24 protein-coding genes and 1 pseudogene are annotated in these 25434 nt (G+C 65.7%); 5 read left to right on the top strand and 20 right to left on the bottom strand.

Features of this window, described 5'->3' with window-relative positions; genetic code table 11:
- Positions 1-34: 34 nt before the first annotated feature.
- From FQV39_RS30735 to FQV39_RS30695, 9 genes are all read right to left on the bottom strand, one after another.
- Positions 35-1687 (bottom strand): bifunctional 3-(3-hydroxy-phenyl)propionate/3-hydroxycinnamic acid hydroxylase, encoded by a 1653-nt coding sequence (locus FQV39_RS30735; RefSeq protein WP_149134273.1) that lies wholly within the window; start codon positions 1685-1687, stop codon positions 35-37.
- Between the two features lie 10 nt (positions 1688-1697).
- Positions 1698-2456: a cupin domain-containing protein gene (locus tag FQV39_RS30730; RefSeq protein WP_149134272.1), complete on the bottom strand. Its 759-nt coding sequence runs from the start codon at positions 2454-2456 to the stop codon at positions 1698-1700.
- Between the two features lie 16 nt (positions 2457-2472).
- On the bottom strand, positions 2473-3825 hold the full coding sequence (locus FQV39_RS30725; protein ID WP_149134271.1) for an MFS transporter: 1353 nt from the start codon (positions 3823-3825) through the stop codon (positions 2473-2475).
- Positions 3826-3874: 49 nt separating this feature from the next.
- Entirely contained in the window at positions 3875-4792 is a 918-nt protein-coding gene (locus FQV39_RS30720; protein WP_187640390.1) for a VOC family protein, read from the bottom strand.
- Positions 4793-4814: 22 nt separating this feature from the next.
- Complete coding sequence (locus FQV39_RS30715; protein ID WP_149134269.1) at positions 4815-5201, bottom strand: cupin domain-containing protein; 387 nt, start codon at positions 5199-5201, stop codon at positions 4815-4817.
- 15 nt (positions 5202-5216) lie between these two features.
- A complete protein-coding gene (locus FQV39_RS30710) occupies positions 5217-6110 on the bottom strand; it encodes a hypothetical protein (protein WP_149134268.1) in 894 nt (297 codons plus the stop codon).
- An 861-nt stretch (positions 6111-6971) separates the two neighbouring features.
- On the bottom strand, positions 6972-7445 hold the full coding sequence (locus FQV39_RS30705; RefSeq protein WP_149134267.1) for a hypothetical protein: 474 nt from the start codon (positions 7443-7445) through the stop codon (positions 6972-6974).
- 146 nt (positions 7446-7591) lie between these two features.
- Complete coding sequence (locus tag FQV39_RS30700) at positions 7592-9040, bottom strand: MFS transporter (RefSeq protein WP_149134472.1); 1449 nt, start codon at positions 9038-9040, stop codon at positions 7592-7594.
- Between the two features lie 86 nt (positions 9041-9126).
- Positions 9127-9972 carry an oxidoreductase gene (locus tag FQV39_RS30695; RefSeq protein ID WP_149134471.1) on the bottom strand — a complete coding sequence of 282 codons (846 nt, stop codon included), beginning with the start codon at positions 9970-9972 and terminating at the stop codon, positions 9127-9129.
- A gap of 162 nt (positions 9973-10134) precedes the next feature.
- On the opposite strand from FQV39_RS30695, the gene FQV39_RS30690 reads away from it, so the two are divergent.
- Both FQV39_RS30690 and FQV39_RS30685 read left to right on the top strand, forming a co-directional pair.
- Positions 10135-11001, top strand: a complete 867-nt coding sequence (locus FQV39_RS30690; RefSeq protein ID WP_149134266.1) for a LysR family transcriptional regulator — start codon at positions 10135-10137, stop codon at positions 10999-11001.
- Positions 11002-11245: 244 nt separating this feature from the next.
- Positions 11246-12292 carry an IS110 family RNA-guided transposase gene (locus tag FQV39_RS30685; RefSeq protein ID WP_149134265.1) on the top strand — a complete coding sequence of 349 codons (1047 nt, stop codon included), beginning with the start codon at positions 11246-11248 and terminating at the stop codon, positions 12290-12292.
- A 453-nt stretch (positions 12293-12745) separates the two neighbouring features.
- Here FQV39_RS30685 and FQV39_RS30680 read toward each other — a convergent pair whose 3' ends face one another.
- From FQV39_RS30680 to FQV39_RS30665, 4 genes are read right to left on the bottom strand one after another with little or no spacing between them, the layout of a single operon-like run.
- Positions 12746-13543, bottom strand: a complete 798-nt coding sequence (locus FQV39_RS30680; RefSeq protein ID WP_149134264.1) for a transporter substrate-binding domain-containing protein — start codon at positions 13541-13543, stop codon at positions 12746-12748.
- A gap of 40 nt (positions 13544-13583) precedes the next feature.
- The gene (locus FQV39_RS30675; protein WP_149134263.1) at positions 13584-14231 is read right to left on the bottom strand and encodes an amino acid ABC transporter permease; all 648 of its coding nucleotides are present in this window, start codon (positions 14229-14231) and stop codon (positions 13584-13586) included.
- Positions 14232-14234: 3 nt separating this feature from the next.
- A complete protein-coding gene (locus tag FQV39_RS30670; protein ID WP_149134262.1) occupies positions 14235-14912 on the bottom strand; it encodes an amino acid ABC transporter permease in 678 nt (225 codons plus the stop codon).
- A 10-nt stretch (positions 14913-14922) separates the two neighbouring features.
- On the bottom strand, positions 14923-15579 hold the full coding sequence (locus tag FQV39_RS30665; protein ID WP_248313555.1) for an HD domain-containing protein: 657 nt from the start codon (positions 15577-15579) through the stop codon (positions 14923-14925).
- Positions 15580-15691: 112 nt separating this feature from the next.
- On the opposite strand from FQV39_RS30665, the gene FQV39_RS30660 reads away from it, so the two are divergent.
- The gene (locus FQV39_RS30660; RefSeq protein WP_149134261.1) at positions 15692-16582 is read left to right on the top strand and encodes a LysR family transcriptional regulator; all 891 of its coding nucleotides are present in this window, start codon (positions 15692-15694) and stop codon (positions 16580-16582) included.
- 232 nt (positions 16583-16814) lie between these two features.
- Positions 16815-17808: pseudogene (locus FQV39_RS30655) on the top strand (IS110 family RNA-guided transposase).
- A 259-nt stretch (positions 17809-18067) separates the two neighbouring features.
- Here the strand turns inward: FQV39_RS30655 and FQV39_RS30650 are convergent.
- The 7 genes from FQV39_RS30650 to FQV39_RS30620 are packed head-to-tail and all read right to left on the bottom strand — an operon-like array spanning position 18068 to position 24016.
- The gene (locus FQV39_RS30650) at positions 18068-18976 is read right to left on the bottom strand and encodes a homocysteine S-methyltransferase family protein (protein WP_149134260.1); all 909 of its coding nucleotides are present in this window, start codon (positions 18974-18976) and stop codon (positions 18068-18070) included.
- A gap of 13 nt (positions 18977-18989) precedes the next feature.
- Positions 18990-19694 (bottom strand): GntR family transcriptional regulator, encoded by a 705-nt coding sequence (locus tag FQV39_RS30645; RefSeq protein ID WP_187640389.1) that lies wholly within the window; start codon positions 19692-19694, stop codon positions 18990-18992.
- A gap of 10 nt (positions 19695-19704) precedes the next feature.
- Positions 19705-20475, bottom strand: coding sequence for an ABC transporter ATP-binding protein (locus FQV39_RS30640; protein ID WP_149134258.1), 771 nt, complete (start codon positions 20473-20475; stop codon positions 19705-19707).
- Positions 20472-21173: an ABC transporter permease gene (locus FQV39_RS30635; RefSeq protein WP_149134257.1), complete on the bottom strand. Its 702-nt coding sequence runs from the start codon at positions 21171-21173 to the stop codon at positions 20472-20474. Before FQV39_RS30635 ends, FQV39_RS30640 begins: the two co-directional genes overlap by 4 nt.
- Before the next feature lie 3 nt (positions 21174-21176).
- Positions 21177-21902: an ABC transporter permease gene (locus FQV39_RS30630; RefSeq protein ID WP_149134256.1), complete on the bottom strand. Its 726-nt coding sequence runs from the start codon at positions 21900-21902 to the stop codon at positions 21177-21179.
- A gap of 19 nt (positions 21903-21921) precedes the next feature.
- Complete coding sequence (locus FQV39_RS30625; protein WP_149134255.1) at positions 21922-22788, bottom strand: transporter substrate-binding domain-containing protein; 867 nt, start codon at positions 22786-22788, stop codon at positions 21922-21924.
- 37 nt (positions 22789-22825) lie between these two features.
- A complete protein-coding gene (locus tag FQV39_RS30620; RefSeq protein ID WP_149134254.1) occupies positions 22826-24016 on the bottom strand; it encodes a M20 metallopeptidase family protein in 1191 nt (396 codons plus the stop codon).
- Positions 24017-24143: 127 nt separating this feature from the next.
- Between FQV39_RS30620 and FQV39_RS30615 the strand changes: the two genes are divergently transcribed.
- Positions 24144-25265: a trans-sulfuration enzyme family protein gene (locus FQV39_RS30615; RefSeq protein WP_149134253.1), complete on the top strand. Its 1122-nt coding sequence runs from the start codon at positions 24144-24146 to the stop codon at positions 25263-25265.
- Positions 25266-25434 lie beyond the last annotated feature (169 nt).

The following is a 25434-nucleotide window of genomic DNA, read 5'->3' as shown; positions in this document are numbered from 1 at the left end:
CTTTGTGAAGTGAATAGTGTGAAGCTATGGCTGATCAGGCCGCGGCGGTCCGTTGGCTGGGCAGCGCCCCGGCGGCGGGTCTCAATAGGGTCCCGAGCTCGGCGATGAGCGCGAGGGTGGTCACCGCCGCGTCGCCCGTTCCGAAGACGTAGTGATCCGGACGGACCAGGACGGCGGATGCGGCGTGATCCGCGAACCAGCCCGCCAGGATGCCATCCCGCTCACCAAAGGACCTGATGGCGGGCGAGACGGACTCTGCATCGCGCGTGAGAGCAAGAACCGTGATCCCGAGACCTCGGGAGGCATCCGAAAGAGCCACAAGCTCATCCTGCTCCCATCGCTGCGATTCCGCATCGATCACCAGACGCCAGCCCGTACCGCAGACGCGATCGAGCAGGCCCTCTCCTGCCGCAGCCATGACACGCGGTTGCGGGAAGAGGCTTCCCGTGCCGTCCCGCGCAGAGTCCGACAGAAGGCCCGCGCGCAGCGGCGGTATCACCGACTGCCTTGTGATCGTCGCGGGCACGCCTCCGCTCTCAGCGAGGATCCTCGCGTCTCTTTTGCGCGCTTCGTCGGGGTCGCGCTCGCACAGCACGGCGCCGATCTGCTTGATCTGCTCGATCAGTTCGCGCACGTGCAGGCTTCGCTCCTCGCCATAGCTGTCGAGCAGGGACCGATCGGCCTCGCTTGCGATCACCGCCTGCAGTTTCCAGACGAGGTTGGTCGCGTCCCGCATGCCCTGGCACATGCCCTGCCCCAGGATCGGTGGCTGCTGATGCGCGGCGTCTCCGGCGAAGAACACCCTGCCGCGGCCCCACTCGCGCAAGACGAGGGCATGAAAGCGATAGCTGGCAGCGCGCCAGAGTATGGCATCGTCAGGACCGAGCCAACGGCTCAGCAATTGCCAGACGCGTTCGGGCCGCTCCATCTCGCGCGGGTCTTCCCCGTCCAGAAGCATGATCTCCCAGCGGCGGTGATTGCCCGGTCCGACGATGTAGACCGCCGGACGGGTCGGCTCGCAGTAATGGGCCGAGTTGGCCGGAAGCCTGCCCAGCTTGTCGGCGTCGACCTTGAGGTCGATCACGACCCACGGCTCGTCGAAATCGAGGTCGTCGAGCGTCAGGCCGACCATGCCGCGCAGGCTGCTCGAGGCGCCGTCGCAGGCGATCACGTAATCGGCCGTGACGCGGCCGACCGAACCGGCCGCGTCGCGGAGTTCAAGAGCGACGCCGTGCTCGTCCTGCACGATCGCCGTCACCTGAGTGCCGAGCCGGACTTCGAGGCTCTGCCAGCGGCGGGCGTGCTCCCGCAACGCCGCTTCCAGAGGCGGCTGGGTGAAAACCATCGTGGGGGTATAGCCCAGCGGATAGGGCGTCCCGACCATGCCGATCCGCCGAAGAAGCCCTCCATCGACGCCGAAATGCTCCGACAGATCGAAGGGGGCGATGTGGGGTGACACCGCCTCCGCAACGCCGATATTGTCGAGAATGCGCAGGATCTCATGGTCGAGAGCGATCGCGCGAGGCTTGCCGTAAACCTCGCGCGATCGGTCGACGCAAAGGGTGCGGATGCCGGCTTGGCCGAGAAGGTTCGCGGCCAGGGCTCCGGCCGGACCGAAGCCGACGACGACGACCTGAACGTCGTTCGCTTTGCCGGAAAGGTGCGTTTTGGAAGGATCGGCTGGCATCGATGGTTTCTCAGCGTTGGGGCTGGGAGAGAGTCACGTCGAAGACGCTGGGGGCGCCGGCCGACGCCTCGGGAGCGTTGATGGTGATCTGGAGCGCGGGAGCCGACGACGCATTACGGTTGCGGTGCACAATGCCAGCCGGAAAGAGCGCGAGCTGTCCGGCTGCGGCGATGCCGGTTTCCAGCCCGATCTGCAGGTCCAGCTCGCCATCGAGCATGTAGTAGAATTGATCGAAGGGATGAATGTGCAGGCCCATGCCGCTGCCGGGCTGAACGGCGGCCAAGAAGACCTTCAGCCGCTCCGAACCGCGCTTGCGGTCGATCAGGGTTTGCGTCTCGAAGGCACGCCCTTCCGCCAGATGCCCCTGATGAGTGACCAATGCGTCCGGTGACACCTGTCCCGTGAGCTTGGTCAGCGGCGTGGTCGGGGCTGGCGGCGCCGCCGCCGCGCCAGCGACGAAGGCACGGATGTCCAACACCACAGCGTTGTCCGGCCCCTCTTGGCGCAGCTCGTGAGATCGCCCACGGGGCAGGAAGAGAAAGTGCCCTTTTCTCAGCGTCACGCACTGCTCGCCCGAGGAGATTTCGACTGCGCCGGACAGGACATAGATCAGCCGCTCTTCGGAACTGCCCGGCCTAACATCTCCCGAGTCTTCTGCGGCGAGCCGCAGCAGTGCGATCTCGCAGCTTTCAATGCCCTGCGCCCTGCCGGCGAGGATATGACGCGACGGTCCGGCGGGGGCGGCGGGGACGGAGCTGACCTGGTGCATGAGAAGCGCTTTCCGGTCAGGCTGCGGCGAAACCAGCCGCTGCGGCTGGAAGGCGCTTGCGACGCATCCTCCCGATCCCGATCACGGCGAGCGCCATGACGACGGCAGGCGCGATCGGCAGTTCGAGGACGTCCCGCGCCGTCCAACCGGCCGCAAGCAGCAAGCCGATCAAGGACGGGCTGAATGCGGAACCCAGGCGTCCGATGCCGCTCGCCCAACCGATCCCCGTCGCCCGCACCGCGGTCGGGTAGCTTTCGGCCGCCAGCGCATTGACGAGGCCGAGCCCTCCCATCACCGTCCAGCCGGCCGCGAAAGCGCCCGAGAGGAGCAGCGTCGAACTCCCGGAGGAATGGGCGATCGCAAAAACGAATGGCGCGATCAGGAGGAAGTTGACCGTCGCGACGCGATAGGTGCCCCAGCGCGCGGCCAAGGGGCCGAGAAGCACGGAGCCGAGCATTCCGCCCAGGTTGAAAGCCGTCGCGGCGAAGATCGCCTGTTGCTGGGAGAAGCCGAAATCGCGCGCCAGCGTCGGCAGCCACTGGAACAGCAGGTACATCACCGCCAGCACGGTCGCATAGCTCACCCAAAGGAGGATCGTGGTCGCGGCGAGCCCGTCGCCGAACAGCCGGCCCAGCGACACCCGACCGCCCAGGTCGGCCATCGTGAAACGGGCATCGGGCGGCAACGGGGCCTGTGGCGCAATGCGGCGCAGAAGAGCGGCGACACGCTCCTCGTCGCCACGTCGAGCCAGCAGGAAGCGCACGGATTCGGGCAGGCCGAGCCATGTCGCGATCAGGGCCACGAGCGTGGCCCCCCCGGCGACGAAGAAGAGCGCCCGCCAGCCGAATGCGGGCTCGAGCATCGCGCTCAGGACGCCGCCGAGCATCGCCCCGGCCGCGATGCCGCCGCTGACGACGAGGACACCCGTCTGACGATGCCGGGACGGCGCGAATTCGGCGACGAGCGCGCAGATATTGGGGAGCAGCCCGCCGATGCCGACGCCTGCGAGCGCCCGGAAGACGATGAGATGATTGATGTCTTGTGCGAAGGGGACGGCGAGCGTGAACGCGCCGAACAATGCGACGCAGGCGATGGTGCAGGGCCGCCGGCCCCAGCGATCCCCGGCATAGCCGAGCGCGAAGGCCCCGACAGTCAGCCCGACCAAGGTCGCGGTGAAGACAGAGGCGAGTTCGGAGCGCGCGATGCCGAGTTCCGCCGACAAGGCAGGGGCGGCGAGACCGAGCGTGACGTTGTCGATCCCGTCCAGCATCGCGAGCATGACGGCGAGTGCGAAGACGGCGAGCCTGTAGCCGCCGATGCTCTGCGTATCGATCAATGCGTCGATCGATATCCTCGATGGAGTTTCCATGGTTTCCTCGTTTGGTTTTTGTCCGTCGGATCTTGCGCCCGACAGGTGATCAGCCGCGCAGCCGGTAGTCGCCGCTGCGGAATGCGAAGAGGCTCTGGATGCGTTTCCAGCGTTTGGTGTGAGGAGGCGTCACGCCCCATCGATCGAGACGGCCCGCGGGCCAGGCCCAATACTCGGGGCCGTTATAGGGATAGGTTTCGTCGATCTGCAGGACGTCGGAGGTATATTCGAGCGGGATTTCCTCCGGTCCGGCGAAATACGCGAAGACATTATCGGCGCAGCCATGGCGCCCCACGCCCCATTCGATGGGATGGCCGGCGTCGATCATGCGGCCGGCGCCCCGCATGACGGAATCGAGGTCCGCCATCTCGAAGGAGATATGGTTGAGCGTGTTCGCTTCGGCCTGGCAGATCACAATCGAGCTGTGGTCGGGTGAGTCGGCGTTGAGGAAGGCCTGTCGCCCCGCGCGGTCGACCAGCTTCATCCCGAGGCACTGGACATAGAATTCCGTCAAGCGATCGGCCGCAGGATCGTTGAAGTTGACATGGGCGATCTTGTAGGGCCGGTCGGGACGCCGTTCGTCATCCGGGTGCCGCGCCGCGTCGGCGACGATCGCCAGGCGACGCCCGCTCGGATCGGCGAGGCCGAAGCCGTAGCCGCCATCGACTCCGTCGAGCTCGCCGGGGACTTCCAGCTGCGTCACGCCGTCCGCCGCCAACCGCGCGTGAAGCGCATCGACGATGGCTGGTGTTCGCGCCTCGTAGACCACCCGGCCGACACGGGCCGGGCCGTGGCTCGCACGCAGAGCAAGGATATGATGAAACCCCGCCGTCCCGCGCAGATAGATCGTTTCGCCCACGCGTGCGACCTCGGTCAGGTGCCAGACATCCGTGTAGAAGCAGGCGGCCCGCTCGGGATCCGCGAGTTCGAGTTCGACGCTCCTCACGCCGCTGATCGTCGTTCTCATCGCCGTCGCCATGTCGGCGGCTTCAGCGCGAGAACTCGTCGCCCTGATAGGCGACGATCGGCAGGTAATCCTCGCGCACGGGGCCAAAGATATCGACATTGATTGCCGTGCCGTCTTCCGGCGCCGGCGGTTCGACATAGTGGACGTGATGCGCCGGGATGCGGATCACGGTTCCCGCCGGGCAATCGAAGAGCTGATCCTCGACATGGAGCTTCACCCGGCCCTGGACGATCATGAAAATCTGATCGAACGGGTGGCTATGGGGCGAGCCTTGGCAGCCCGGCTCGAGGTAGTTGTAAGTGACCAGTACACCATCGCTGCGAAAGCCGCGCTGGATGATGCCGGGCTTGAGCTCTCGCGAGGGAATGTCATCCCAGTGATAGGCCTTGACGGCCGTTTTTTCTGTCATGTTGTCCTCCCGAATTCAGGATAGTGCGGCCATTTCGCGTGCGACCTCGGCATGGAGCCGCAGAAACGGCCTGATCGCGTCCGGCGGCCGCGCGGCAAAGCCGCTGCGCGCCGCAATCGCGAATGTCGCGAGATGGCGGCGAGCCAGATCGATGCGTCGCCGCGCGCCTTCCAGCCCGTCGGACAGATGGATCAATCCCAGGCAAAGTCGCGTCGCCGGCGGCGGCTCAAGCGAGGCCAGGCCGCTGAAGAACGCGTCGCTCTCGTGGCGCAACGGCACGGGGATATGGATCAGATCGACCGGTCGAGAGGCGCGAGCGAGTATCTCCCGCGCGAGCTCGGCCATGACCTCGGCATCGCTCGGCGTCATGGTGAAGCGCGCGCCGTCGCGACAATCGAAATGCAGGGAAAGTTCTACGTCTCCGGGCACTGCCTCGATGACGCGCAGCGCCTCGGCCACGAAAGCGGCACGCCCGGTTGCCGCATCGGCGTCAGTCGACGCCCGGGTCGCCTCGCTCAGAGCCGCATAAGGCAATTCGAGCTGGATCGCACATTCGGCGGCCGGCAAGGCTGCGGCAATGCGAGCAATATGCGCCGGAAGTGCGCTGTTAACGCTGGTCTCGGCTTCAGCTTCGCCAGACTGGCCGGGCGACCCGGAGTTTCCCATGGTGACTGGGACGCTCGTCTGCAGCCTGGCCTCCCTCGGGAGGAGGCCTTGCGCCTTGAGCTCGGAGAAGGCGGCCAGCGAGGCAGCCCGCCAAGCAGGGTAGGACTCGGGGCTGGTTTCGAGCGATCGGTCCTCAGACGATCCCGCGATGTCTGCGGGGTGGTGCACGCGGCCGTCCGAAACGGTCGACAGCAGCCCCGCCAGTTCATCCCCCTGCAGCGTCAGCGCCGTCCTGGAATCCATCCCTGGGAATGCGCCGATGATGTGCAGGCCGGCGCTCGCAGGCCCGCCTCGTCGCAACCGCCCCGATACCGCTATGGGCGCCTGTCGCATGCCGTCTTCGCGCTCCGCATCTCACTGACGCGAGAGATGGTGACAGCGGAAACAGCCCATTAATAATAATGATTGCGCAGCTTAATATAGCTTTTATCTATATAAAGTGCACGACGTGCGTCTCCTGCACGCTGCGCCCAGTTCGCGATAACGGCATCTCGCTCGGCATGTCATCTTGACAGCCGCTGTTTTAGATCAACGGCTTCGTATGCGACGCCGCGCCTTTTCGCGCACTTCCAAAAAACGGCGAGCACCGAACCATCGAAGCAATCGTGCCGAGCACCGGATGATGGTACGACAAGCGCTGCGAGATCGGTCCGCTTCTCAAGAACCCCAATAGTGATGTCGGCCCTCAGATGAGCGGAAACTACGCGCCGGTCGTGCTGTAGCCGTGTCCGGATGGCTCAGATGTGGCGCGGCTTCAGCGGCAGTTTCGGGCCTATGATGCGTCCGGTATCCAGGCCGGATGCTGATAGATCGGTTGAGCTTCGACAACCATGACGCATCCTCCATCGGGATGCCGCATCCGAAACCACCATAGCTCATCCGCTCCATCGCTCGGCGCCAGTTGCGGACATTGGTTTATCGCCGAGGAGCGGACGTCGGCCCTTGACGCGGTACTACTAGGGCTAGGTGGGTTCGTGGCGCGAGGTGGAACGCCTTCAGCCGAACGGGATTGCTAGCAAATCCTGGCTGCGTACCGCCGTCGGCGCACGTCCATATGCCCATTCACTTGGCGGCCATCCTGCTTGGTGAGGAGCCTGTCCCGAGTCAGCTCTGTCTGCGCAAATGAACGATCTGAGTGGTCAAGCCGATGATGAGCATGACGAAGAGGCTGGCCAGGGCGCCCTGGAGGAGCGGTGACTTCGGATCGGTAACCAGGGGATGGCCATCCGGGACGCGACGAAGCGTTTCGCTGACGCTCGGCACCATGAGAAGAAATGCCGTAAGGCTTAGGAAGATCGTTTCGAGGTATGTGGCGCCACGGCCGAAACGAGAAATGTGCCCGACGCCGTAGCCGGCGAGCAGCAACAGGATCGTCGCCGCGCCGATGCCGTAGCTTATTGGCTCACGGGCAACCAGAAACACCGTTGTCGCGCCGATGAGCATCGAAACGAAATAAAGGGCGCCGGGCACAGATCGCGGCACGATCCGGCCGTGTCGGGCAAACATGTAGATGGCGAGCGGAATGGCAGGCAGGCTGCCAAGCGTATGCACCCAGCCGAGCGGCGAAATTCCAAACATGAAGGCTGTCCTGTTTTCTGATCTGGTACGATAGATGACCCCGGTCGATGGGCGTCGCGGTTTGTGCAGGCGTGCCGGTTCTCGGCTCCGGTGGAGCCTTCGTGATTGGCGATAAGCGCCTCTGGGCATGCGCCGTGGAGGGGGTCTCAAACCAGCCCCTGCGCCTCGTCGCGCGGAGGAGGCAGCCGGACGAGCGTGATGCTCAGAGCTGCGCTTCCGGCGAGACAGAAGGCGATGCAAAGGACGGCGACGATGAGCGCCTGCGTGATGGCAGCCGGATCGGTTCGCGCACCCAACACCTCGTAGAAGATCCCACCGATCACGGCGACGCTGAGCGCGGTGCTGACTTGGAGAGTCGAGCTGGCGATGCCGGCGATCATGCCGGAAAGGGCCGGCGCGACCCGGCCTGTCACCATCCGCATCAGGGTCGGCAGCGCGAGCCCTTGCCCAAAACCGATGACGAACAGGAGGGCGGCAAGCGGCATCGGTGCGGGATGCACGCCGGTCAATGTCGCCGCGATGAGCCCGGCGAGACCCAAGAACCCGACAACTTCCAGCCCCATGCCGATCGGATTGACATAGGCGCCGCAGAACCGTCGGAGAAAGGGCGTCGACAGCGGCCCGAGCAGGAATCCGGCACCAAACGGCAGGAAGACGAGGCCCGCCTGCAGCGCAGTCACATGCAGCGCGTCCTGCAAATAGGTAGAGAACAGCTGGAAAAAGCTGCCGATCGAATAGAACAACAGCGCGATCAGCAGCGCGTGGCCCAGTCCCGGTGTCCGCAAGGCGACCGGGTCGAGCAGGGGGGCACCGTCCGCTCGTGCCAGCCGGGTCTCATAACGCCAGAAGAGCCACGCCAGCAGCGGCACCCCGACGAGCGACAGCCAGGACCAGAGCGGCCACCCAGCTTCGCGCCCCTCGATCAGCGGCACGAGCAGCGCACCGAGCGTCAGCATCGAGAGCGCCATGCCACCGAGATCCAACCGGCGTGCGACGCGCGCGCGCGTCTCTTTCAGCAGAGGAATGCCGAACAGCAGGACGAGCATCGCCACCGGCAGGTTGATCAGGAAGATCGCCCGCCACCCCAGCCCCATAAGATCCAGCGAGATCAGGACGCCGCCCAATGCCTGCCCTACCACCGCGGCCAAACCGAAGATCGCACCATAGATGCTGAGGGCGAGCGGCTTCTCCCTCTCCGGGAAAATCGCCTGCACAGAAGCGAGCGCCTGGGGCGCCATCACGGCGGCCGTTACGCCCTGCAATACGCGCCCGGCTACCAGCACCCAAGGCGACCAGGCAAAGCCGCACAGCGTCGAGGCGGCGGCAAAGCCGATCAGGCCGAGAAAGAACACACGGCCGCGACCGAACAGATCGCCAAGCCGCCCACCGGTTGTCAGCGTCACGGCATACAGCGCGGCATAGGAAGAAATGACGAGCTGCTCGGCGGAGGAAGAGGCCCCCAAATCCCCCCGGATCGAGGGCAGCGCCACATTGACGATGAAGAAGTCGAGCGGCGGCAGGAACGCGCCGACGAGCAGGATCACGAACGTCGTCCAGCGCCGAGGCTCGGGCGGGTCGTCACCTTCCCGGACCATAGTCGTAGGGGCCCCGGCTTCACATGTCGTCGCGCTCATGAGTGTAGTTCCGTTCTCGAACCTCAACTTCGCTACCTCCGATCAATTCAGATCGCGTCGTTGTGAGTGTCGAAGTCGGTCGCGATGGAGATGTCGCGCCAGGCGGTGATGTCGGCGCGGAAGGAGTCCAGCTTTTGCTTCGCTATCGCGTGGGCGCGCGGCCCGATCGGGAGGTGCAGCGGCGGATGCTCGGCATCGACGGCCTGCAGCATAACGGCGACGGCTTTGGCCGGGTCGCCTGCCTGCCTGCCGTTATTGGTGTGACGGTAATGACGTCTCGCCGGCACCGTCTCGGCATAGGCGGCGATCTCCCGCGCCGCGGTAATCATCGAGCGACCGAGGAACTCGGTGCGGAAAGGCCCAGGCTCGACGATGATCACTTGCACGCCGAGCGGACGAAGCTCCTGTGCGAGCGCTTCGGACAGACCTTCGACCGCAAACTTGCTCGCATTGTAGAAGCCGAAACCCGCGGAGCCGGCGATCCCGGCACCCGATGAGAGATTGACGATGCGAGCTCCGGCGCGTCTGCGCAGCACCGGCAGCGCGGCCCGGGTCGTCTCGATCAAGCCGAAGACGTTCACCTCGAACATCGGTCGATATTCGTCGGGCTCTCCCTCTTCGATCGCACCGATGAAGCCGAAGCCGGCATTGTTGACGAGGACGTCGAGACCGCCAAACGCGCTTTCGGCGAGCGCCACGGCCCTTGCGGCTTCGCCGGCGCGGGTGACGTCCAGCGAAATGGTGCGCACCGTCTCGGGATAGCGTTCGCACAGCAGCTGCAAGCTATCCGTCGAGCGGGCCGTGGCGACGAGGCGATCGCCTCGCGCGACCACGGCCTCGGCAAGCTGCCGGCCCAGGCCCGACGAGCACCCTGTGATCAGCCAGGTTTTCATCATGTCCTCCTTGAGCGTTGGGACCGAGCGCCGCACCACACCGCCGCCATAAGCGGCCGGCGCGCTTTGCGTCTTTAACGGGATGCGGAGAAGATAGGCGGTTGGATTTGTTCGATAACTGACAGTACCGTTCGATCTCGGTTCAATTTTGTGGGTGCGGCGATGGAGTGGAGCGACGTCAGGATCTTTCTGGCCATTGCCCGTACCGGCACGCTGGGCGCTGCCGCCCGCGCGCTTCATCTGAGCCACCCCACGGTCGGACGCCGCCTCCGGGCTCTCGAACAGGCCACCGGCCACACATTGTTTCAGAGAACGGCCGACGGTTTCATTCCGACGGAAGAAGGCAACGCCGTCGTCGCTCTGGCCGAGCAGATGGAGGAAGGCGCTCTGGCCATCGAGCGGCGCCTCGCCGGACGGGAGCAAGCCCTTCAGGGCACCTTACGCATATCTTCGGCCGACTGGTTCGGCGCCTATGTCCTGCCGCCGATCATCGACGATTATGCGAGGGCCTGTCCGCACGTCGATCTGGAAATTCTCACTGGCACCCGCCTGTTCAGCCTCGCGCAGCGGGAGGCCGACATCGCTTTCCGGATCGTCCCCTTCGACAACCCCGATGTCGTGCAGCGACGACTGGTCCGTCTGCCCTATGGCGTCTACGTCGCGGCAGGCTCACCCGAGCCGGTCTATGGCGATGGAGCCGGTTTCCGGCTCATCACCCACGACACGTCCACCGGCCAGTTCCCGGATATTGCCTGGCTCATAGAGAGCTTTCCGAACGCGAAGCCGCTCCTCCGGTCGAACAATCGGAACGTGCAGGGGCGGATGAGCCGCCAGGGCATCGGCATCGCCGTCCTGCCACAGGTGGTCGGAAGCCAGATAGTGGGTCTTCGCAAGCTCGACCTGCCAGTAGAGCCACCCTCACGGGACATCTGGATGGGCTATCACCGGGACATCCGGCGCCTTCAGCGGCTGCGGACCTTCATAACGGTCGTGACCGATCATATTGCGAAGACACCACTCCAACTGTGAACGCTGCAGTCGGGAACTTCAGCTTGAGGGCCGTGCCGGAACGGACTTACGGGCGCCTGTTTCCCATCGATATCGTACGGGGTGTTCCTTTCGCGTTGCGCCAGTTGCAGACATTGAAGCACTGCCCGGAAGATGACGTATCGCGGTGGCTGCGCGCGATCTGGGAGCGGGAGTGCGCGGCCCTTCACATACGGTGCCGGAGAGGTCGGACCTGACCTCGGCAGCGAGCGAAGGAGCGACGGCGATGGCGCATTTCGTAGGTCTGGACGTGTCGGTGCAGGAGACGGCGGTGTGCGTCGTCGACGAAGCCGGCAAGGTTGTGTGCGAGCAGAAGGTTGCGACCGAGCCGGACGATCTCGTCGGGCTGCTCACGTCCATCAGTGGCGACTATGGCCGGATCGGGATAGAGGCCGGTCCGCTCTCGCAGTGGCTGGTGAATGGCTTGGCGGAAGCAGGCCTGCCGGTGATCTGCGTCGAGACGCGGCACATGAACTCGCTCCTGAAGGCGCGACAGGTCAACAAGTCGGACCGTCACGACGCTCGTGGCATCGCGCAGATGATGCGCGTCGGCCTGTTCAAACCGGTCCACGTCAAGACGCTGGCGAGCCAGGAGAAGCGGATGCTGCTGACCAGCCGGAAACTCCTGCAGCGCAAGATGCTCGACATCGAGTTCGACCTGCGCGGCACGCTGCGCAACTTCGGCCTCAAGGTCGGCGTGGTCAGCACGGCCGGGTTCGAGGCTCGCATCCGCGACCTGGTGGCGGGCATGTCCAGTCTGTCGGCGATCGTGGAGCCGCTGCTCACCGTCCGGCGCGTCCTGCGCCAGGAGTTCGCGCGGATGCACAAAATGCTGCTCGAAGTGGTTCGCCAGGATCCCGTGTGCCGGCGGCTGATGACCGCGCCTGGCGTCGGGGCGGTCGTGGCGCTCACCTATCGGGCGACGGTCGATCAGCCGCAGCGCTTTGTTCACTCCAGGGCGGTCGGCGCGCACGTTGGTCTGACACCTCGACGCCACCAGTCCGGCGAGAGCGACTATGATGGCGGCATCTCCAAGTCCGGCGACACCATGCTGCGGACGATGCTGTACGAGGCCGCCCAGACGCTGCTTACGCAGAGCCGGCACTGGTCCTGGCTCAAAGCATGGGGCACGCGGGTCGCGCAGCGGCGCGGCATGCGGCGCGCCATCGTGGCCGTCGCCAGGCGACTGGCGGTGATCCTGCATCGCATGTGGGTCGACGGCTCCGACTTCCGCTGGGGGCGCGACCCGGCAGCCACCGTTGAGGCGGCCTGACCCCGCCCCGCACAGGAGCAGCGACAGGTTCTGCCACGGCAGGAAGAGGTCCTCACGGGGACGGTGGTGAGACGAGATCGTAATGTCCGCAGCCTCTGCCGCGCGACGGCGGCAAGAGCGCCCGAAAGATTGGTCCGCCTCATCCTCTTACCCCATCATGGGGCGGCCACTGCGCCGACCCCGGAGAGAAGCGCGAGCCCCGTGCGGCGACCTCACACCGAAATGCCCCCGAGCAGGAACCGACCGCAGCTGGACGCGATCCGCACTGCCGTCGTCCCCGCTGGCACAACCGGCGGTCGATCGGTGCCGCCTCTTGACTTAAACCGCGATAGAGAAGCGGACATTCACATCAAGAGATATCGGCGGTCCGGACAGGCGCCTTATTTCACACTAGGCAGCCATAGACCGAACGGTACGGCTGATCGGCCATACCGTTCTGGCTTTGCGTATCCCTCAGAACGCTGGAAGCGGCTTCCAGGCGTCGCCCATCCACTTCTCATAAGCCTTGGGGATGGCGCCGTTCAGGATGTTGACGAACAGGAAGGTGTTGACCCAACGCTGGAAATCGAAATCGCCGCGGCGCACGCCCATCGCATAGACATTGCTGGTCAGCGTCAGCTTGCGTTCGAACTTCTTGTCGGGATAGCGCTTGTTCAGCTCCGAGGCGAGGTAGGAGACCGTGCCGGCCGCATCGACCTGCCCGGCGACAAGCGCATTGAGATTGGCGCTGTCATCGGCGAACTGGACGAGTTGCAGGCCGGGGATGTTCGCCTGGGCGATGAGATTGGCATAGGCCGAGCCGCGCGCGACGCCGACGCGCTTGCCGGCGAGGTCGGAGAGTTGCGCCGCCTTCAGCTCCGGCGGGCCGATCACCATCGATTCATGCATGCCGTAGGGCGCGGTGAACAGCACCGACTTGGCCCGCTCCGGCGTGATCTGCAGCGTCGAGGCGATCACGTCCGCCTTGCCGGTGAGTAGGCTCGGGATGCGGTTCTCATTGTTCACCGGCACGATCTCGAGCTGCACGCCGAGCTCCTTCGCCAGCATCCTGGCGATCTCGACATCGTAGCCGTCGGGCTGCATCTCGGCATTAGTCGTGCCGAAGGGCGGCGAAGCGGTATTGACGCCGACCAGCACCTTGCCGCGCTTCAGCACCGCATCGAGCGTCTGGGCGTTGGCAGCCGCGCCCGCCAGCACCAGCGGGATCACAGCCGCAAGGCTGCGCAGCCAGTTTCCGAACCTCATCGTCATCGTCTCTTTCCCCTCTTCTTGCATTGACGGACTACGGGCTTCAGTGGGAGCGGGCCTGACGCTGCTCCAACCATTCGGACAGTAGGGTGAAGGGCAGGCACATCACGAAATAGGCGGCCGCCACTGCGCTGAAGGCGAGCAGCGGCTGGAAGGTCGCGTTGCTGACGATCTGGCCGGCGCGGGTCAGTTCGATGAAGCCGGCGATCGAGGCCAGCGAGGTGTTCTTGATGACCTGGACGACGAAGCCACAGCTCGGCGCCAGCGCGGTCCGCAGCGCCTGCGGCAGCACGACCAGCCGCATCCTGAGCCAGCGCGACAGGCCGAGCGCGGAGGCGCCCTCCCATTGGCCGGGCGGCACCGCGCGGATCGCGGCGAGCCAGATCGTCGAGAAATAGGAGCCGGCATAGAGTGTGAGCGCCAGCGCGCTCGACAGCAGCGCGCCGATGTCGAAGCCGACGGCGCTGAGCCCGAAATAGGCGATCAGCAACAGGATCAGCAGCGGCGTGCCCTGCACGAACTGCACAAACAGCATCTGGCAGCGCCGCACGAGCGTGCTGCGGCTGAGGCCGAGCCCGGTGAGCAGCGCGCCGAAGGCAGCCCCGCCGGCGAGCGCCAGCAGCGACAGGAGCAGCGTCCAGCGCAGCGCCAGGACGATATAGGTCAGCTCGTTGACGCCGATGCTGCGCATGGTTCAGGCCCAGACCCGGCTGCCGCGGAACAGCCTCAGCCCCAGCAGCCAGAGCAGGAGCCGCTGCAAATAGTTGAGGAGAAGGTAGAGCCCCGCCGCGACCGAGAAGGCCTCGATGCTGCGGAAGGTGTCGGAATTGATGTCCGAGACGACGGCGGTCAGTTCCTGAGCGCCGATGGCGGAGGTGATGCCGGTCGACAGCATCAGCAGCACATTCTGGCTGACCAGCGCCGGATAGACGCGTGCCAGTGCCGGCGGCAGCACGATGAAGGCGAGGATCTGCCAAGACCGCAGCGCCAGGCTCTTTCCCGCCTCGATCTGCCCGCGCGGCGTCCCGGCCAGCCCGGCGCGGATGATCTCGCCGGTGTAGGCGGCGTTGTTCAGCACCAGCGAGACGAAAGCCGCCGCGACCGGCGAGAGGCGGATGCCGAGCGAAGGCAAGCCGAGATAGATGACGAAGAGCTGCACCAGCAGCGGCGTGTTGCGGAAGATCTCGACATAGCCTCGGGCGAGCCAGCGCAGCGGCCAATGCGCCGAGCGTCGCGCCAACGCGATGATAAGGCCCGCGCCGGTACCGAGGAGCATGCCGACCAGCGTCAGCAGCATCGTCAGGACGAGCCCGTCCACCAGAGGCGGCCATCGCTCGAGGACAGGCCCGAAGGTGAGCGAATAGCCGGTCATCACGCCGCGATCACGGTAGCGGCCGCGGCGTCATCATCGGCCCGGCGGCCGAGAGACTGTCGGCGCGGCAGAGCCCGAGCGCCGCCGCGCTGTACCACCAGGAATTGTCGGCCCAGCGCACGATCATGCATTCGGTGCTGACCTTGATGTGCTGGCCTTCCATCGAATGGCCGAGCGCGATATGGGCGATCGTCTCCGGTAGCCCGGCCGCCAGGCAGATATGGGCGCCGTAGACGGAGTGGCGCAGCGAGGGATAGCCGGCCCGGTCGGGCCGCTCCTGCCAGCGGGCGAGGTTGACCGGGTCGCATTCCCAGCACTTGCCGATATCGTGGCAGAGCGCGCCGGCGAGCACGAGATCGCGGTCGATCTCGACTTGCGGGAAGGTCGAGGTGAACTCGTCGACGATCGCCATGGCAAGCTTGGCGACGCCGCGCAGATGCAGCTCCTGCGAACCCTGGTGCAGCACGAAATGATTGGGCGCGCCCTCACCTGGCATGTCGGAGATGCGGGTAAACGAGGAGTCGCGCAGCGACAGGGCCCAGGCGCGGATGACGGCCTCGCGCAGCGCCTCGTCGCCGATGCCGAGGATCTCCGGCAGGTCCTCCAGGATGCTCGCCCGGACCTGCGGCGGCACGTTGCTCAATTCGGATTCGGGCAGGGTCGGCACGAAGAACCTCGGCTGTCTGGCGCGTCTTGGAAGCGGAGCCTAAGCCCAGCCCTTTCCTGGTTTCCAATCGAAAATACGGCTAGGCTGATAGAGCCATTGTATCGGATCGCCGATGACAAGCCTGAAATTGATCGAGGCCTTCTATTGGGTGGCGAAGCTGCGTAGCTTCCACGCGACGGCGCGGCGGCTCAATGTGACGCAGCCGACCGTGACTTACCGGGTTAAGGAGCTGGAGCGCCAGATCGCCCGCCCGCTGCTGGTTCGCAGCGACCAGCCGGTACGCCTGACACCGCAGGGCCAGGCGGTCTTCGCCTATGCCGAACGGCTCGTCAGCCTGATGCAGGAGATGCATGAGCATCTCGGGCGCGACAGCCCGGTGAGCGGCGTGCTGCGACTCGGCGTGATGGACGCCTTCGCGGCCATCTGCCTGCCGGACCTGCTCCGGGACCTGTCCGAGCGGCATCCGAGGCTCGCCGTCTCGGTGGTGGTCGACCTCAGTCACAGCCTGACGCTGAAGCTCGATGCCGGCGAGCTCGACATCGCCGTCGTCTCGACGCCGCCGAGCATCGCCGGCCTGCGCTATCTGCGCCTCGGTGCGCTGAACGTCGCCTGGATCGCGACGCCGCATTATCGCGGCATCGTCCAAGATGCCCGCGCCTTGTCGCGCCAGCGCATCTTCTCCACGCCGCCGCCGTCGAATGTCGGCACCATCATCGCCGACTGGTTCCGCGATGCCGGCATCGACATGCCGACGCTCAGCATCTGCAACAGCATGCCCGCCATCGTCGGGCTCGTGACGGCCGGTGCCGGCATTGGCGTCATGCCGGTCAAGCTGGTCGAAGCGGCCGTCAAGGCCGGGACCTTGTGCGTCCTGGGCGAGATCGAGCCGGTAGCCCCGCAGGACGTCTTCATCGGCGTCCCGGTCGGCGTTCTCGATCCGGTCATTCCGGCCGCGACCGATGCCATCCGTGCCGTGGCCGGCCGGCACGCCTTTTGTGACTGACGTCGGTTTGCAAGCAGTCGGGCCGCAAATGGGTGCTTCGCTCAGCTCCACGCATCCGGGAGCTCGATTATCATGCAAATTCCGCTGAATGGCTCGCCGCGTCGAAGTCATGATCGGCGTTGGCGATTTGCCAGACATGCAAGCTGCGCCAGGAGCATGCGTAATCGGGCGGACCCGCGAGGGTGCAAGCTCCCATTAGGATCTCAGCAGATCCAAGAGGGAGGGTGTCGCGATGTTCTACGCTGCGCTGGATGTGTCGCTGCGCTCGGTGGCGATCTGCATCATCGACCATGACGGGACGATTTGCTTGGAGCGCTCGGTGCGCTCCGACGTGCCCGATGTCCTTCTTTGCCTCGCGGCGTTCGGTCAGCCGATCCATCAGGTCGGGTTTGAGGCCGGCGCGCTGACGCAGCCCATCACCTACGGACTGACGGAGGCTGGCTACGACGTCGTCTGCATGGAAGCGCGCCAGGTCGCGGACAAGCATGACGCTCGCGGCCCAGATCCTCAGGTCGGGATGGTACAGCCGAGTGCACGTGAAGAGCATCGAGAGCCACCACATGCGAGCGCTACTGACGAGCCGCAAGGTGATGCAGCGCAAGTGCATTGACCTCGAGAACGAGATCCGCGGCCTGTTGCGGATCTTCGGCGTGGTGCTGCCTCTTCGACTCTCCCGAGGGGCTTTCGATGCTGCTGTTCGCGAGACGATCGAGACCGACCCTGCGCTCAGCCATGCGCTCCTGCCGATGCTGGAGGCACGAGCAATGCTCTTCGAGACCTTCACCGAGCTCGATCGGCGGGTGAAGCGGGCCGCGCGCGAAGATGCGATCTGCCGACGCTTCATGACCGTGCCAGGCGTTGGTGAGATCACCGCCCTCAGCTTCAAGGCCGCCGTGGACGATCCCGCCCGCTTCAAGAGCTCTCGGACGGTCGGGGCCCATTTCGGCCTGACGCCGCGGCGCTTCCAATCTGGCGAGACGGACAATCCGGGCCGGATCTCGCACGCAGGTGACGCAGACGTCCGGGCGACGCTCTACGCCGCCGCAAACGCCATGCTGATGCGCTCGATCACCTGGTCGAGCCTCAAGGCTTGGGGTGTCAGGCTCATGAAGACGAAGGGCCGTCGGCGCGCTATCGTCGGCGTCGCCCGCAAGATTGCGGTCCTGCTCCATCGCATGTGGGCCGACGGTACCGACTTCCGCCTGGGATCGGAGGCTGCAGCATGACCTGACCACAGCTTTCCAGCGATCATGGCCGGGATCGTCCCACGCGGACGACGGGATGGATGAAGCCGCAAACGTCTGCTGCACTTCAAAGCGCGTCCAACAGCGAGGCTCTCCAGACCCTATCCGATGCATGCGTGCAGCGGCTTCGCTCGACAGAAGCCACCAGACTGCGAAGAGAAGCGTGACCCGCGTGAACGAGACCCCGGCACAGAGGTGCAATCCGAGCTTGACCCATCTGCCCGATTAGAGAAGCGGACGTTCAATCGGCTTTGAATTCGGTATGAAGCGCGCAGATCGCATCCGGGCCGATGCCGCAGCATCCGCCGATGATGCGTGCCCCGCGGCGGCGCCAATCTCGTCCAAAGTCGCGATAGGTCTGAGGCCCGACATCGTCGCGCAGGTCGCTGAGGCCCTCGTTGGCCGCCCTGTTCCCGGTCTTTTCCGGGAAGGCATTGGCATAGACGCCGATCGGGACGGTATCGCCGAGCACGGAGCGCGCGACATCGACAGCCGGGCCCATCACCTCCGGCAGGCTGCAGTTGAAGAGCACAGCGGCGGCTCCAGCCTTTCGGACAGCGGCGACGGCCTCCGCGACGCTTTCGCCGGAGCGGAGTGCCGGCAGGCCGCCGACACCGCACGCATCCTGCAGTGTGAAAGAGATCCAGATCGGCTTGCTCGTGGGGACGACCGCCACGCAGGCCGCCAACGCTTCTTCGATGCAGCTTTGCGTCTCGGCGAGGAAGTGATCGACGGAAGGCAGCAGCGCCTCGATCAGCATAGCCAGCATGGCGGGGGCTCGCTTGGCGTCGAAGAGATCAGGCCGATAGGAGCCGAACAGTGGCGGGAGCGATCCGGCTACCCTGACAGTACGCCCGCGGCGCTGAAACTCCTCATCGGCGGCACGCCGCGCGAGTTCGCCCGAAAGAGCGGCCAGCCGCGCGCCGTCCTGCGCAAAGCGCTGCTCTCCAATATGGAAGGGCACAACCGCATAGCTGTTGGTCGTGATGACTTCGGCGCCGGCCTCGATGAAGGCGCGGTGGGCCGCGACCACAGTCTCCGGCGACTCGATCAGCGCTAGCGCGGACCATTCGGGCTGGCGGAACGGAGCGCCCATGCGCTTGAGTTCGCGGCCCATCCCGCCATCAAGCACGATCACCTGATCCGCCATCACCGACCGCTCTTCATGAATGCGTTTCCGAGACTGTGCCGCCAGCCGCCATGAGACTCCGATATCCCTCGAGATCGGCCGCAAGGCTGGGGTCGATATGGGTGCGTACGGCGCGTTCCGCCTCGTCGGGCGTGCCGCGCATCACGCTCTCAAACAGGGCGCGATGATCGTCTACGAGCGGGAAGCGCGCCGGCCAATGCGTTTCCGACCAGCGATACAGCCATTCCATCTTGGTCGAGAGCGCGCCGTAGCGCTTGATCAGATGGCGGTGGCCGGTCGTCTCGACGATCGCACGGTGAAAACCGAGATCGGCTGCGACACGCTCATCGACCGAACCCGCTTCTGCTGGCGCCAGTTGTGCGAAGGCGGCGGCGAGAGCAGTTTTTGACCGCGGCTCGGCCCGTTCGGCGAGAATGCGGGCGGCGAGCCCCTCCATCGCCTCGCGCAGCGTGTAGATTTCCCAGATGACCTGATCGTCGAGGCTGGCGACGCGCCAGTTGGAATAGGGCGCGCGCACGATGAGTTCGTCGGCTTCCAGTGCGAACAGCGCCGTGCGCACCGTGCCGCGCCCGACGCCCAGCCGGGCCGCCAGAGCTATCTCGGTCAGCACCTCGCCCGGCTCGAGCCGGCCGTGCACGATCTCGTCGCGCAGGCGGCGCATCGCCACATCCGCGAGGCTGAGCCGCTCGATCGGCTGCTGGTCGCTTGACAGAGGCATGATGACGTCCTCAGCCTCCGCGCTGCATGCCAACGAAACGGCGCGTGCGTTCGGATTGCGGATCGAGAAAGACCTGCTCAGGTGGGCCCTGCTCCTCGATGCGTCCATCCTGCAGATAGATGGCGTGGTTCGAGACCTCGCGCGCGAAGGCCATCTCATGGGTCACGATCAGCATGGTCCGCCCTTCCTCGGCCAAGGCCCGGATGACGCGCAGCACCTCGCCGACGAGCTCGGGATCGAGGGCCGAGGTCGGTTCGTCGAAGAGCAGCGCGCGCGGCCGCATTGCCAAGGCCCTGGCGATGGCGACACGCTGCTGCTGGCCGCCGGACAGATGCGCCGGCCAGGCATCGAACTTGTCGGCGAGGCCGACCTTGGCGAGCATCGCTTCGGCCTCTTCGCGGCATCCGGCGCGGGGACGGCCCTGCACGTGCAGCGGTACCTCCATCACGTTCTGAAGCGCCGTCATATGCGGCCAGAGATTGAAGCTCTGGAAGACGAAGCCGAGTTGGCCGCGCAGCCGGCGGACGGTCTGCCGCTCGGTGCGCGAGAAACGGTGGCCGGCATCCTTGATGCGGATCTGCGCATCGCCGACGGTGACCTCGCCCTGATCCGGGATTTCGAGCAGCGGGATGCAGCGCAGCAGGGTGCTTTTGCCGGAGCCGCTCGCGCCGATGATCGCGGTCACATCGCCGTCGCGTGCGGCGAGATCGATCCCGCGCAGCACTTCATGGCCGCCGAAGCTCTTGCGGATGTGGGTCAGCTTGACCGTGATCGGCTTCATGCCACGCTCCGTGCGCTGGTCGGGCGGCGATAGGGGGTGAGGTGGTTTTCGAGCAGGTCGACCGCCCGCGCGATCACCGTCACCAGCACGAGATAGATCACCGCCGCGCAAAGGAAGATTTCCATGGCACGATAGGTTTCCGACACCTCCGCGCGGGCGATGCCGGTCACTTCCATCAGCGTGACGACGCTCGCCAGCGAGGTCGCCTTGACCATGCTGGTGATCTCGGCGCCATAGGCCGGTAGCGCCTGGCGGAAAGCGAGAGGAAGGACGATGCGGCGCAGCATCGTCAGGCGCGTCATACCCGCGACACGGGCTGCCTCGATCGCTCCGGCAGGCACGGCCCGCAAGCCTCCGCGCAGGATCTCGGAAGTATAGGCGGCGTCGTTCAGCATCAGCGAAAGCAGGGCGCAGACATAGGGCTCGCGCAGCAACGGCCAGAATACGGAATGGCGCACGGCCGAGAACTGGGCAAGCCCGTAATAGATCAGGAAGATCTGGATCAGCAGCGGCGTGCCGCGGAAGATGTAGACGTAGAAATCGGCGATGCGTGCGCCAATCCATGATGATGCCCGTAGCCCCGAGAGGCCGAGCGCGATGAGGCCTCCGCCGAGAAGCGACAGCACGGCGAGCAGCAACGTCAGCGGCAGACCGGCAAGCAGCTTGGGAAAGACCTGGGCGATGAAGACGAAATCCATCGCTCAGCCTCGTCCGGCCGCGGCGGGCTGCCCGCGCATGGAACGCCATTCGGCGATGCGGAAGAGGAAGCCGGAAATGGTGGTGATGACGAGATAGATCGCCCCGCCGGCGACGAAGAACAGGAAGGGCAACTCGGTCGAATTCGCCGCCACCGTCACGGCGCGCAGCGTCTCGACCAGCCCGGTGACCGAGACCAAGGCCGATTCCTTGATGACGGATTGCCATTGGTTGCCCAGGCCCGGCAGCGCAGGGCGCAGGGCGAGCGGCGCAATGATCCGCCGGAACATCGTCCAGCGGCTCATGCCGGTGACACGCGCCGCCTCGAGCGTACCCGGCGCAATGGCGTGGAAGGCGCCGCGCAGCACCTCCGCCTGTGTGGCGCCCGACAGAAGGCCGATGGCGAGGCAACCGGCCGCGAAGCCGCTGATCTCGACCGGGCCTGCGTGGCCGAATTGCTTGGCGACGGCGGAGGCGACCTGCCGCCCGCCGAAATAAAACAGATAGATGACCAGCAGGTCCGGGATGCCGCGCATGACGACGCCGTAGCCCTGCGCGAGACGCTGCACCGGCGCTGGCCCGGCGATCCGGGCCCAGGCAAGCAAGGTGCCCAGTCCGAGGCCGAGCGCGAAGGCACCGGCCGACACAGCGAGCGTCATCAGCCCGCCGTTCAGGAGCGCATGGCCCCAACCCTCCGGGCCGAAGCCCAGCAATGTCAGGCTGTCGTCCATCCCGTCACACTCGTCCCGGTCAGCTCGCGGGCGTGATGTCCATTTCAAACCACTTCAGCGCCAGCCTCTTCAGCGTGCCGTCATCGATGGTCGACTTCAGCGCCTTGTCGAATATCTCCTTGAGCTCCGGGTCGCCCTTGCGCAGACCGACCGCGGACCCGACGCCCAGAAGGCCCCCGGTGAAGAGATAACCGGACTGGATCATCTCGCCGTTCGACTTCTTGGCGTTGGCCTGGATGTTGATCTGGGAGGCCATCACCGCGTCGACCCGGCCGCTCTTGAGGTCGAGGAATGTGTCAGGCCCGGACGAATAGGTGCGGATGGTCAGCACATCCTTGAAGTAGCGATTGAGGACATCGTTCTGGATGGTGGAGACCTGCACGGCGACGGTCTTGCCGGCCAGCGGCTTGGCGAGTTCCTCGATCGCCTTCTTCGCGACGGCCTCATCCGCGAAGGGGACACGCGGCGCGCCCGTGCCGGGCAGCGACTTGATGCTTCCTTCCTTCATGATCGCGAAGCCCGATCCGGCCGAGGCATAGGGGCGGGAGAAGGCGATGACCTCCTCGCGCTTCGGCGTGACCGAAACCGCGTCCATGATGGCGTCGTATTTGCCGTCGGTCAGGCCGGCGATCATGCCGTCCCAGGCCTGCGCGATCATCTCGCATTTCACGCCCATGCGGGCGGAGAGCTCCTGCAGCAGATCTGGTTCGAAGCCGATCAGACGTCCATCGGGGGCGTGCATGTTGTAGGGAGGAAAGGCGCCTTCGGTGGCGACGCGGATGAGCTTCCACTCCTTTGCAGCGGCGGAGCGGGGAGTGGCGCCAAGCGCCAGGCCGGCCGCGGCGCCGAGGCCGAGCTTGAAGAAATCGGAGCGTGTGATCGTCATGGCGAGGTCTCCGGTGCCTTGTCAAAAATGGCGGGGATCAGGACAGGATGTCGAGCGCGGTGCGGGAAAGCGCCGCAACGCCGAGCCCGATGCAGCGCTCGTCGGGCTGGTAATCGGAATTGTGGACCCGGTCGTCGCGGCCGGGCTGAGATGAGCCGACCAGTAGCTGGCAGGATGGAATGCGCTCCGAGAAATAGGAGAAATCCTCGGCGCCGAAGCGACCCTCGAGGTGGCCGATCCGGCCGGCGCCGAACTGAGCGCTCAGCGAGCCGATCACCGCATCGACGACCTTATCGTCGTTGATCAGCGCCGGAGCGCCGCGCTTGTAGTCGATCTCGCAGGTGACGCCCATGGAGGCGGCGACACCCTCGCAGATGCGGCGGAAGGCGGCTTCCATCGTATCGCGGCTCTCAGTCGAGCGGCAGCGGACTGTGCCTTGGAAGAGGCAGCTGTCGGGGATGATGTTGTGCGTCGAGCCACCCTGGATGTGGCCGATCGTCAGCACCGCCGAGTGCGTCGGGTCCATGACGCGCGAAATCGCGGTCTGGAGCTGCATGACCATCGCCGACGCCGCCACGATCGGATCGAGCGCGGAATGCGGACGGGCCGCGTGGCCCGACTTGCCACGCACGATCACGTCGAACTCGTCGCTGGATGCTGTGGACGCTCCCCGGACATAGCCGAAGCGGCCGACCGGCATTTCGGGCCGGTTGTGGAAAGCGAGCGCGATGGCGGCGCCGTCGGCAGCGCCGTCGGCGATCATGGCGGCGGCTCCGCTTTCCACCGTCTCCTCCGCCGGCTGGAACACCAGCCGCACGCTGCCTCGCAGCTGAGGTGCCATCGTCTGCAGCACTGAGGCGACACCGAGCAAGGTCGCCGTGTGCAGGTCATGGCCGCAGGCGTGCATTTTGCCGGGGATGGTGCTGGCGAAGGGCAGGCCCGTCCGCTCCTGCATCGGCAGCGCGTCCATGTCGGCACGGATCAGCAGGCAAGGACCAGGCGACCCGCCGGCGATCTCCGCGACGACGCCGGTGCGTCCCACGCCACGCCGGGGCGCGAGCCCGATGCGCTCCAGTTCATGCGCGACAAGCTCGGCCGTCCGCACCGTCTCGAAACCGATTTCCGGATGGGCGTGGATATCGCGCCGGACCGCGATCAGTTGCGGTTCGATGGCCGCGACATGTCGCTCGATATCGGCGGCGGGATCGTTGGGTCGGTCGGCGGTCATCTCAGCTCTGACGGACGGTAAGGGAGGCGGAACGTCGCACAGATCCTTAGCCATCGCAATCGGATCGAGGATCGACAATCGACAACGAGCTTCTAAAGTGGGCCGCCCTTGGAGCAGAATCTTCTCAATGCACGCTGCAACCATTCTCGCCCAGCTCGATCACGTCGCCGATCCTTCGACAGGCGGGTTGGTACCGTCGATCCATCCTGGCGTGACCCATCGACGACCGGGCGGCGACGGCGCGATGGGTTATGCCCGCTCGGAAAACAGCGGAGCGACACTTATCGAGACCATTCTTCGCCAGCTCGATGGTGGCGAGGCGGCGGCTGCCTTCGGGGCGGGCGCGGCTGCTGCTCAGGCTGTGCTCGCGACCCTCAGGCCGGGCGATCGGCTGCTCATCGACCGCGGCCTTTATTACGAGTTCGGGCGCATCATCGGCGCGTTCGCCTCACGCTTCGGCTTAGGACTGGAGCAAGTCGATCTCTGCGATCTCGATGCGGTCGACCGGAGTCTCGCTGCCGCGCCGACACGTCTGGTCTGGGCCGAATGCCCAAGCAACCCGCTCTGGCGGGTGCCGGATATTGCTGGGCTGGCAGCGCTGGCGCATCGTCACGGCGCCAGGCTGCTGGTCGATGCGACGGCGGCGACCCCGGTGCTCTGCCGGCCGCTGACGCTGGGCGCCGATCTCGTGCTGCATTCGGCGACGAAGTATCTCAACGGCCATGGCGATCTGGTCGCCGGCGTCCTCGTCGCGTCAGAGAACGATGCGTGGTGGCGTGAGATCGTAGCGGCCCGCGAGGCGCAAGGCAGCATCCTGCCGCCCTTCGAGGGCTGGCTCCTCCTGCGCGGCATGCGATCCCTGGCACTCAGGATGGAACGCGTCTCCAAGACGGCCTGGGCGCTGGCCTCATGGCTTGCGCTCCAGCCCCAGCTGCGGGCCGTGCATTATCCGGGCCTGCCGCAGCACCCCCAGCACGAACTGGCCCGCCGCCAGTTCAAGGGCGGCTTCGGCGGCATGCTCTCCTTCGAGCTCGATGATGCCGCGGCAGCCGTTGCCCTGTGCTCCCGCGCCAAGATATTCCGTTCATCAACCTCGCTCGGATCGCCCGAAAGCCTCATCGAACACAGGCGAAGCACAGAAGGAGAGGCGTCCGACTGTCCACCGGGGCTGGTACGGTTGTCGATCGGATTGGAGGATCAAGATGATCTCCACGAAGACCTTCGGCAGATGCTCTGCACCAACGGCTGACATTTGCGGAGGCCACGACCTCGAACAGGCTTGCAGAGTCCTTCATCGCCGTTGGTTTTACGTCGGCTGAGAGAGCTTAGAGGCGCAATGCGCCAATAGCCGACTCTAGGCGATCGCCCGGAAGCAGACATGCAGGGGCACGCACTGACAGTACGATTCAGCCCCTGAA

The organism is Bosea sp. F3-2 (assembly GCF_008253865.1).
Lineage (GTDB): Bacteria > Pseudomonadota > Alphaproteobacteria > Rhizobiales > Beijerinckiaceae > Allobosea.
The sequence above is the reverse complement of the archived record's forward strand: the minus strand, read 5'-3'. Positions and strand labels throughout refer to the sequence as shown.

What these genes read in the sequence shown, in the direction of transcription:
- FQV39_RS30720 (WP_187640390.1), bottom strand. Translation starts at nt 4,792, where the DNA reads ATGAGAACGACGATCAGCGGCGTGAGGAGCGTCGAACTCGAACTCGCG.
- FQV39_RS30675 (WP_149134263.1), bottom strand. Translation starts at nt 14,231, where the DNA reads ATGCGCAGCATCGGCGTCAACGAGCTGACCTATATCGTCCTGGCGCTG.
- FQV39_RS30620 (WP_149134254.1), bottom strand. Translation starts at nt 24,016, where the DNA reads ATGACCGCCGACCGACCCAACGATCCCGCCGCCGATATCGAGCGACAT.
- FQV39_RS30660 (WP_149134261.1), top strand. Translation starts at nt 15,692, where the DNA reads ATGACAAGCCTGAAATTGATCGAGGCCTTCTATTGGGTGGCGAAGCTG.
- FQV39_RS30630 (WP_149134256.1), bottom strand. Translation starts at nt 21,902, where the DNA reads ATGGACGACAGCCTGACATTGCTGGGCTTCGGCCCGGAGGGTTGGGGC.
- FQV39_RS30640 (WP_149134258.1), bottom strand. Translation starts at nt 20,475, where the DNA reads ATGAAGCCGATCACGGTCAAGCTGACCCACATCCGCAAGAGCTTCGGC.
- FQV39_RS30695 (WP_149134471.1), bottom strand. Translation starts at nt 9,972, where the DNA reads ATGAAAACCTGGCTGATCACAGGGTGCTCGTCGGGCCTGGGCCGGCAG.
- FQV39_RS30735 (WP_149134273.1), bottom strand. Translation starts at nt 1,687, where the DNA reads ATGCCAGCCGATCCTTCCAAAACGCACCTTTCCGGCAAAGCGAACGAC.
- FQV39_RS30700 (WP_149134472.1), bottom strand. Translation starts at nt 9,040, where the DNA reads ATGGTCCGGGAAGGTGACGACCCGCCCGAGCCTCGGCGCTGGACGACG.
- FQV39_RS30685 (WP_149134265.1), top strand. Translation starts at nt 11,246, where the DNA reads ATGGCGCATTTCGTAGGTCTGGACGTGTCGGTGCAGGAGACGGCGGTG.
- FQV39_RS30635 (WP_149134257.1), bottom strand. Translation starts at nt 21,173, where the DNA reads ATGGATTTCGTCTTCATCGCCCAGGTCTTTCCCAAGCTGCTTGCCGGT.
- FQV39_RS30650 (WP_149134260.1), bottom strand. Translation starts at nt 18,976, where the DNA reads ATGGCGGATCAGGTGATCGTGCTTGATGGCGGGATGGGCCGCGAACTC.
- FQV39_RS30690 (WP_149134266.1), top strand. Translation starts at nt 10,135, where the DNA reads ATGGAGTGGAGCGACGTCAGGATCTTTCTGGCCATTGCCCGTACCGGC.
- FQV39_RS30670 (WP_149134262.1), bottom strand. Translation starts at nt 14,912, where the DNA reads ATGACCGGCTATTCGCTCACCTTCGGGCCTGTCCTCGAGCGATGGCCG.
- FQV39_RS30645 (WP_187640389.1), bottom strand. Translation starts at nt 19,694, where the DNA reads ATGCCTCTGTCAAGCGACCAGCAGCCGATCGAGCGGCTCAGCCTCGCG.
- FQV39_RS30680 (WP_149134264.1), bottom strand. Translation starts at nt 13,543, where the DNA reads ATGACGATGAGGTTCGGAAACTGGCTGCGCAGCCTTGCGGCTGTGATC.
- FQV39_RS30710 (WP_149134268.1), bottom strand. Translation starts at nt 6,110, where the DNA reads ATGGATTCCAGGACGGCGCTGACGCTGCAGGGGGATGAACTGGCGGGG.
- FQV39_RS30725 (WP_149134271.1), bottom strand. Translation starts at nt 3,825, where the DNA reads ATGGAAACTCCATCGAGGATATCGATCGACGCATTGATCGATACGCAG.
- FQV39_RS30730 (WP_149134272.1), bottom strand. Translation starts at nt 2,456, where the DNA reads ATGCACCAGGTCAGCTCCGTCCCCGCCGCCCCCGCCGGACCGTCGCGT.
- FQV39_RS30705 (WP_149134267.1), bottom strand. Translation starts at nt 7,445, where the DNA reads ATGTTTGGAATTTCGCCGCTCGGCTGGGTGCATACGCTTGGCAGCCTG.
- FQV39_RS30715 (WP_149134269.1), bottom strand. Translation starts at nt 5,201, where the DNA reads ATGACAGAAAAAACGGCCGTCAAGGCCTATCACTGGGATGACATTCCC.
- FQV39_RS30615 (WP_149134253.1), top strand. Translation starts at nt 24,144, where the DNA reads ATGCACGCTGCAACCATTCTCGCCCAGCTCGATCACGTCGCCGATCCT.
- FQV39_RS30625 (WP_149134255.1), bottom strand. Translation starts at nt 22,788, where the DNA reads ATGACGATCACACGCTCCGATTTCTTCAAGCTCGGCCTCGGCGCCGCG.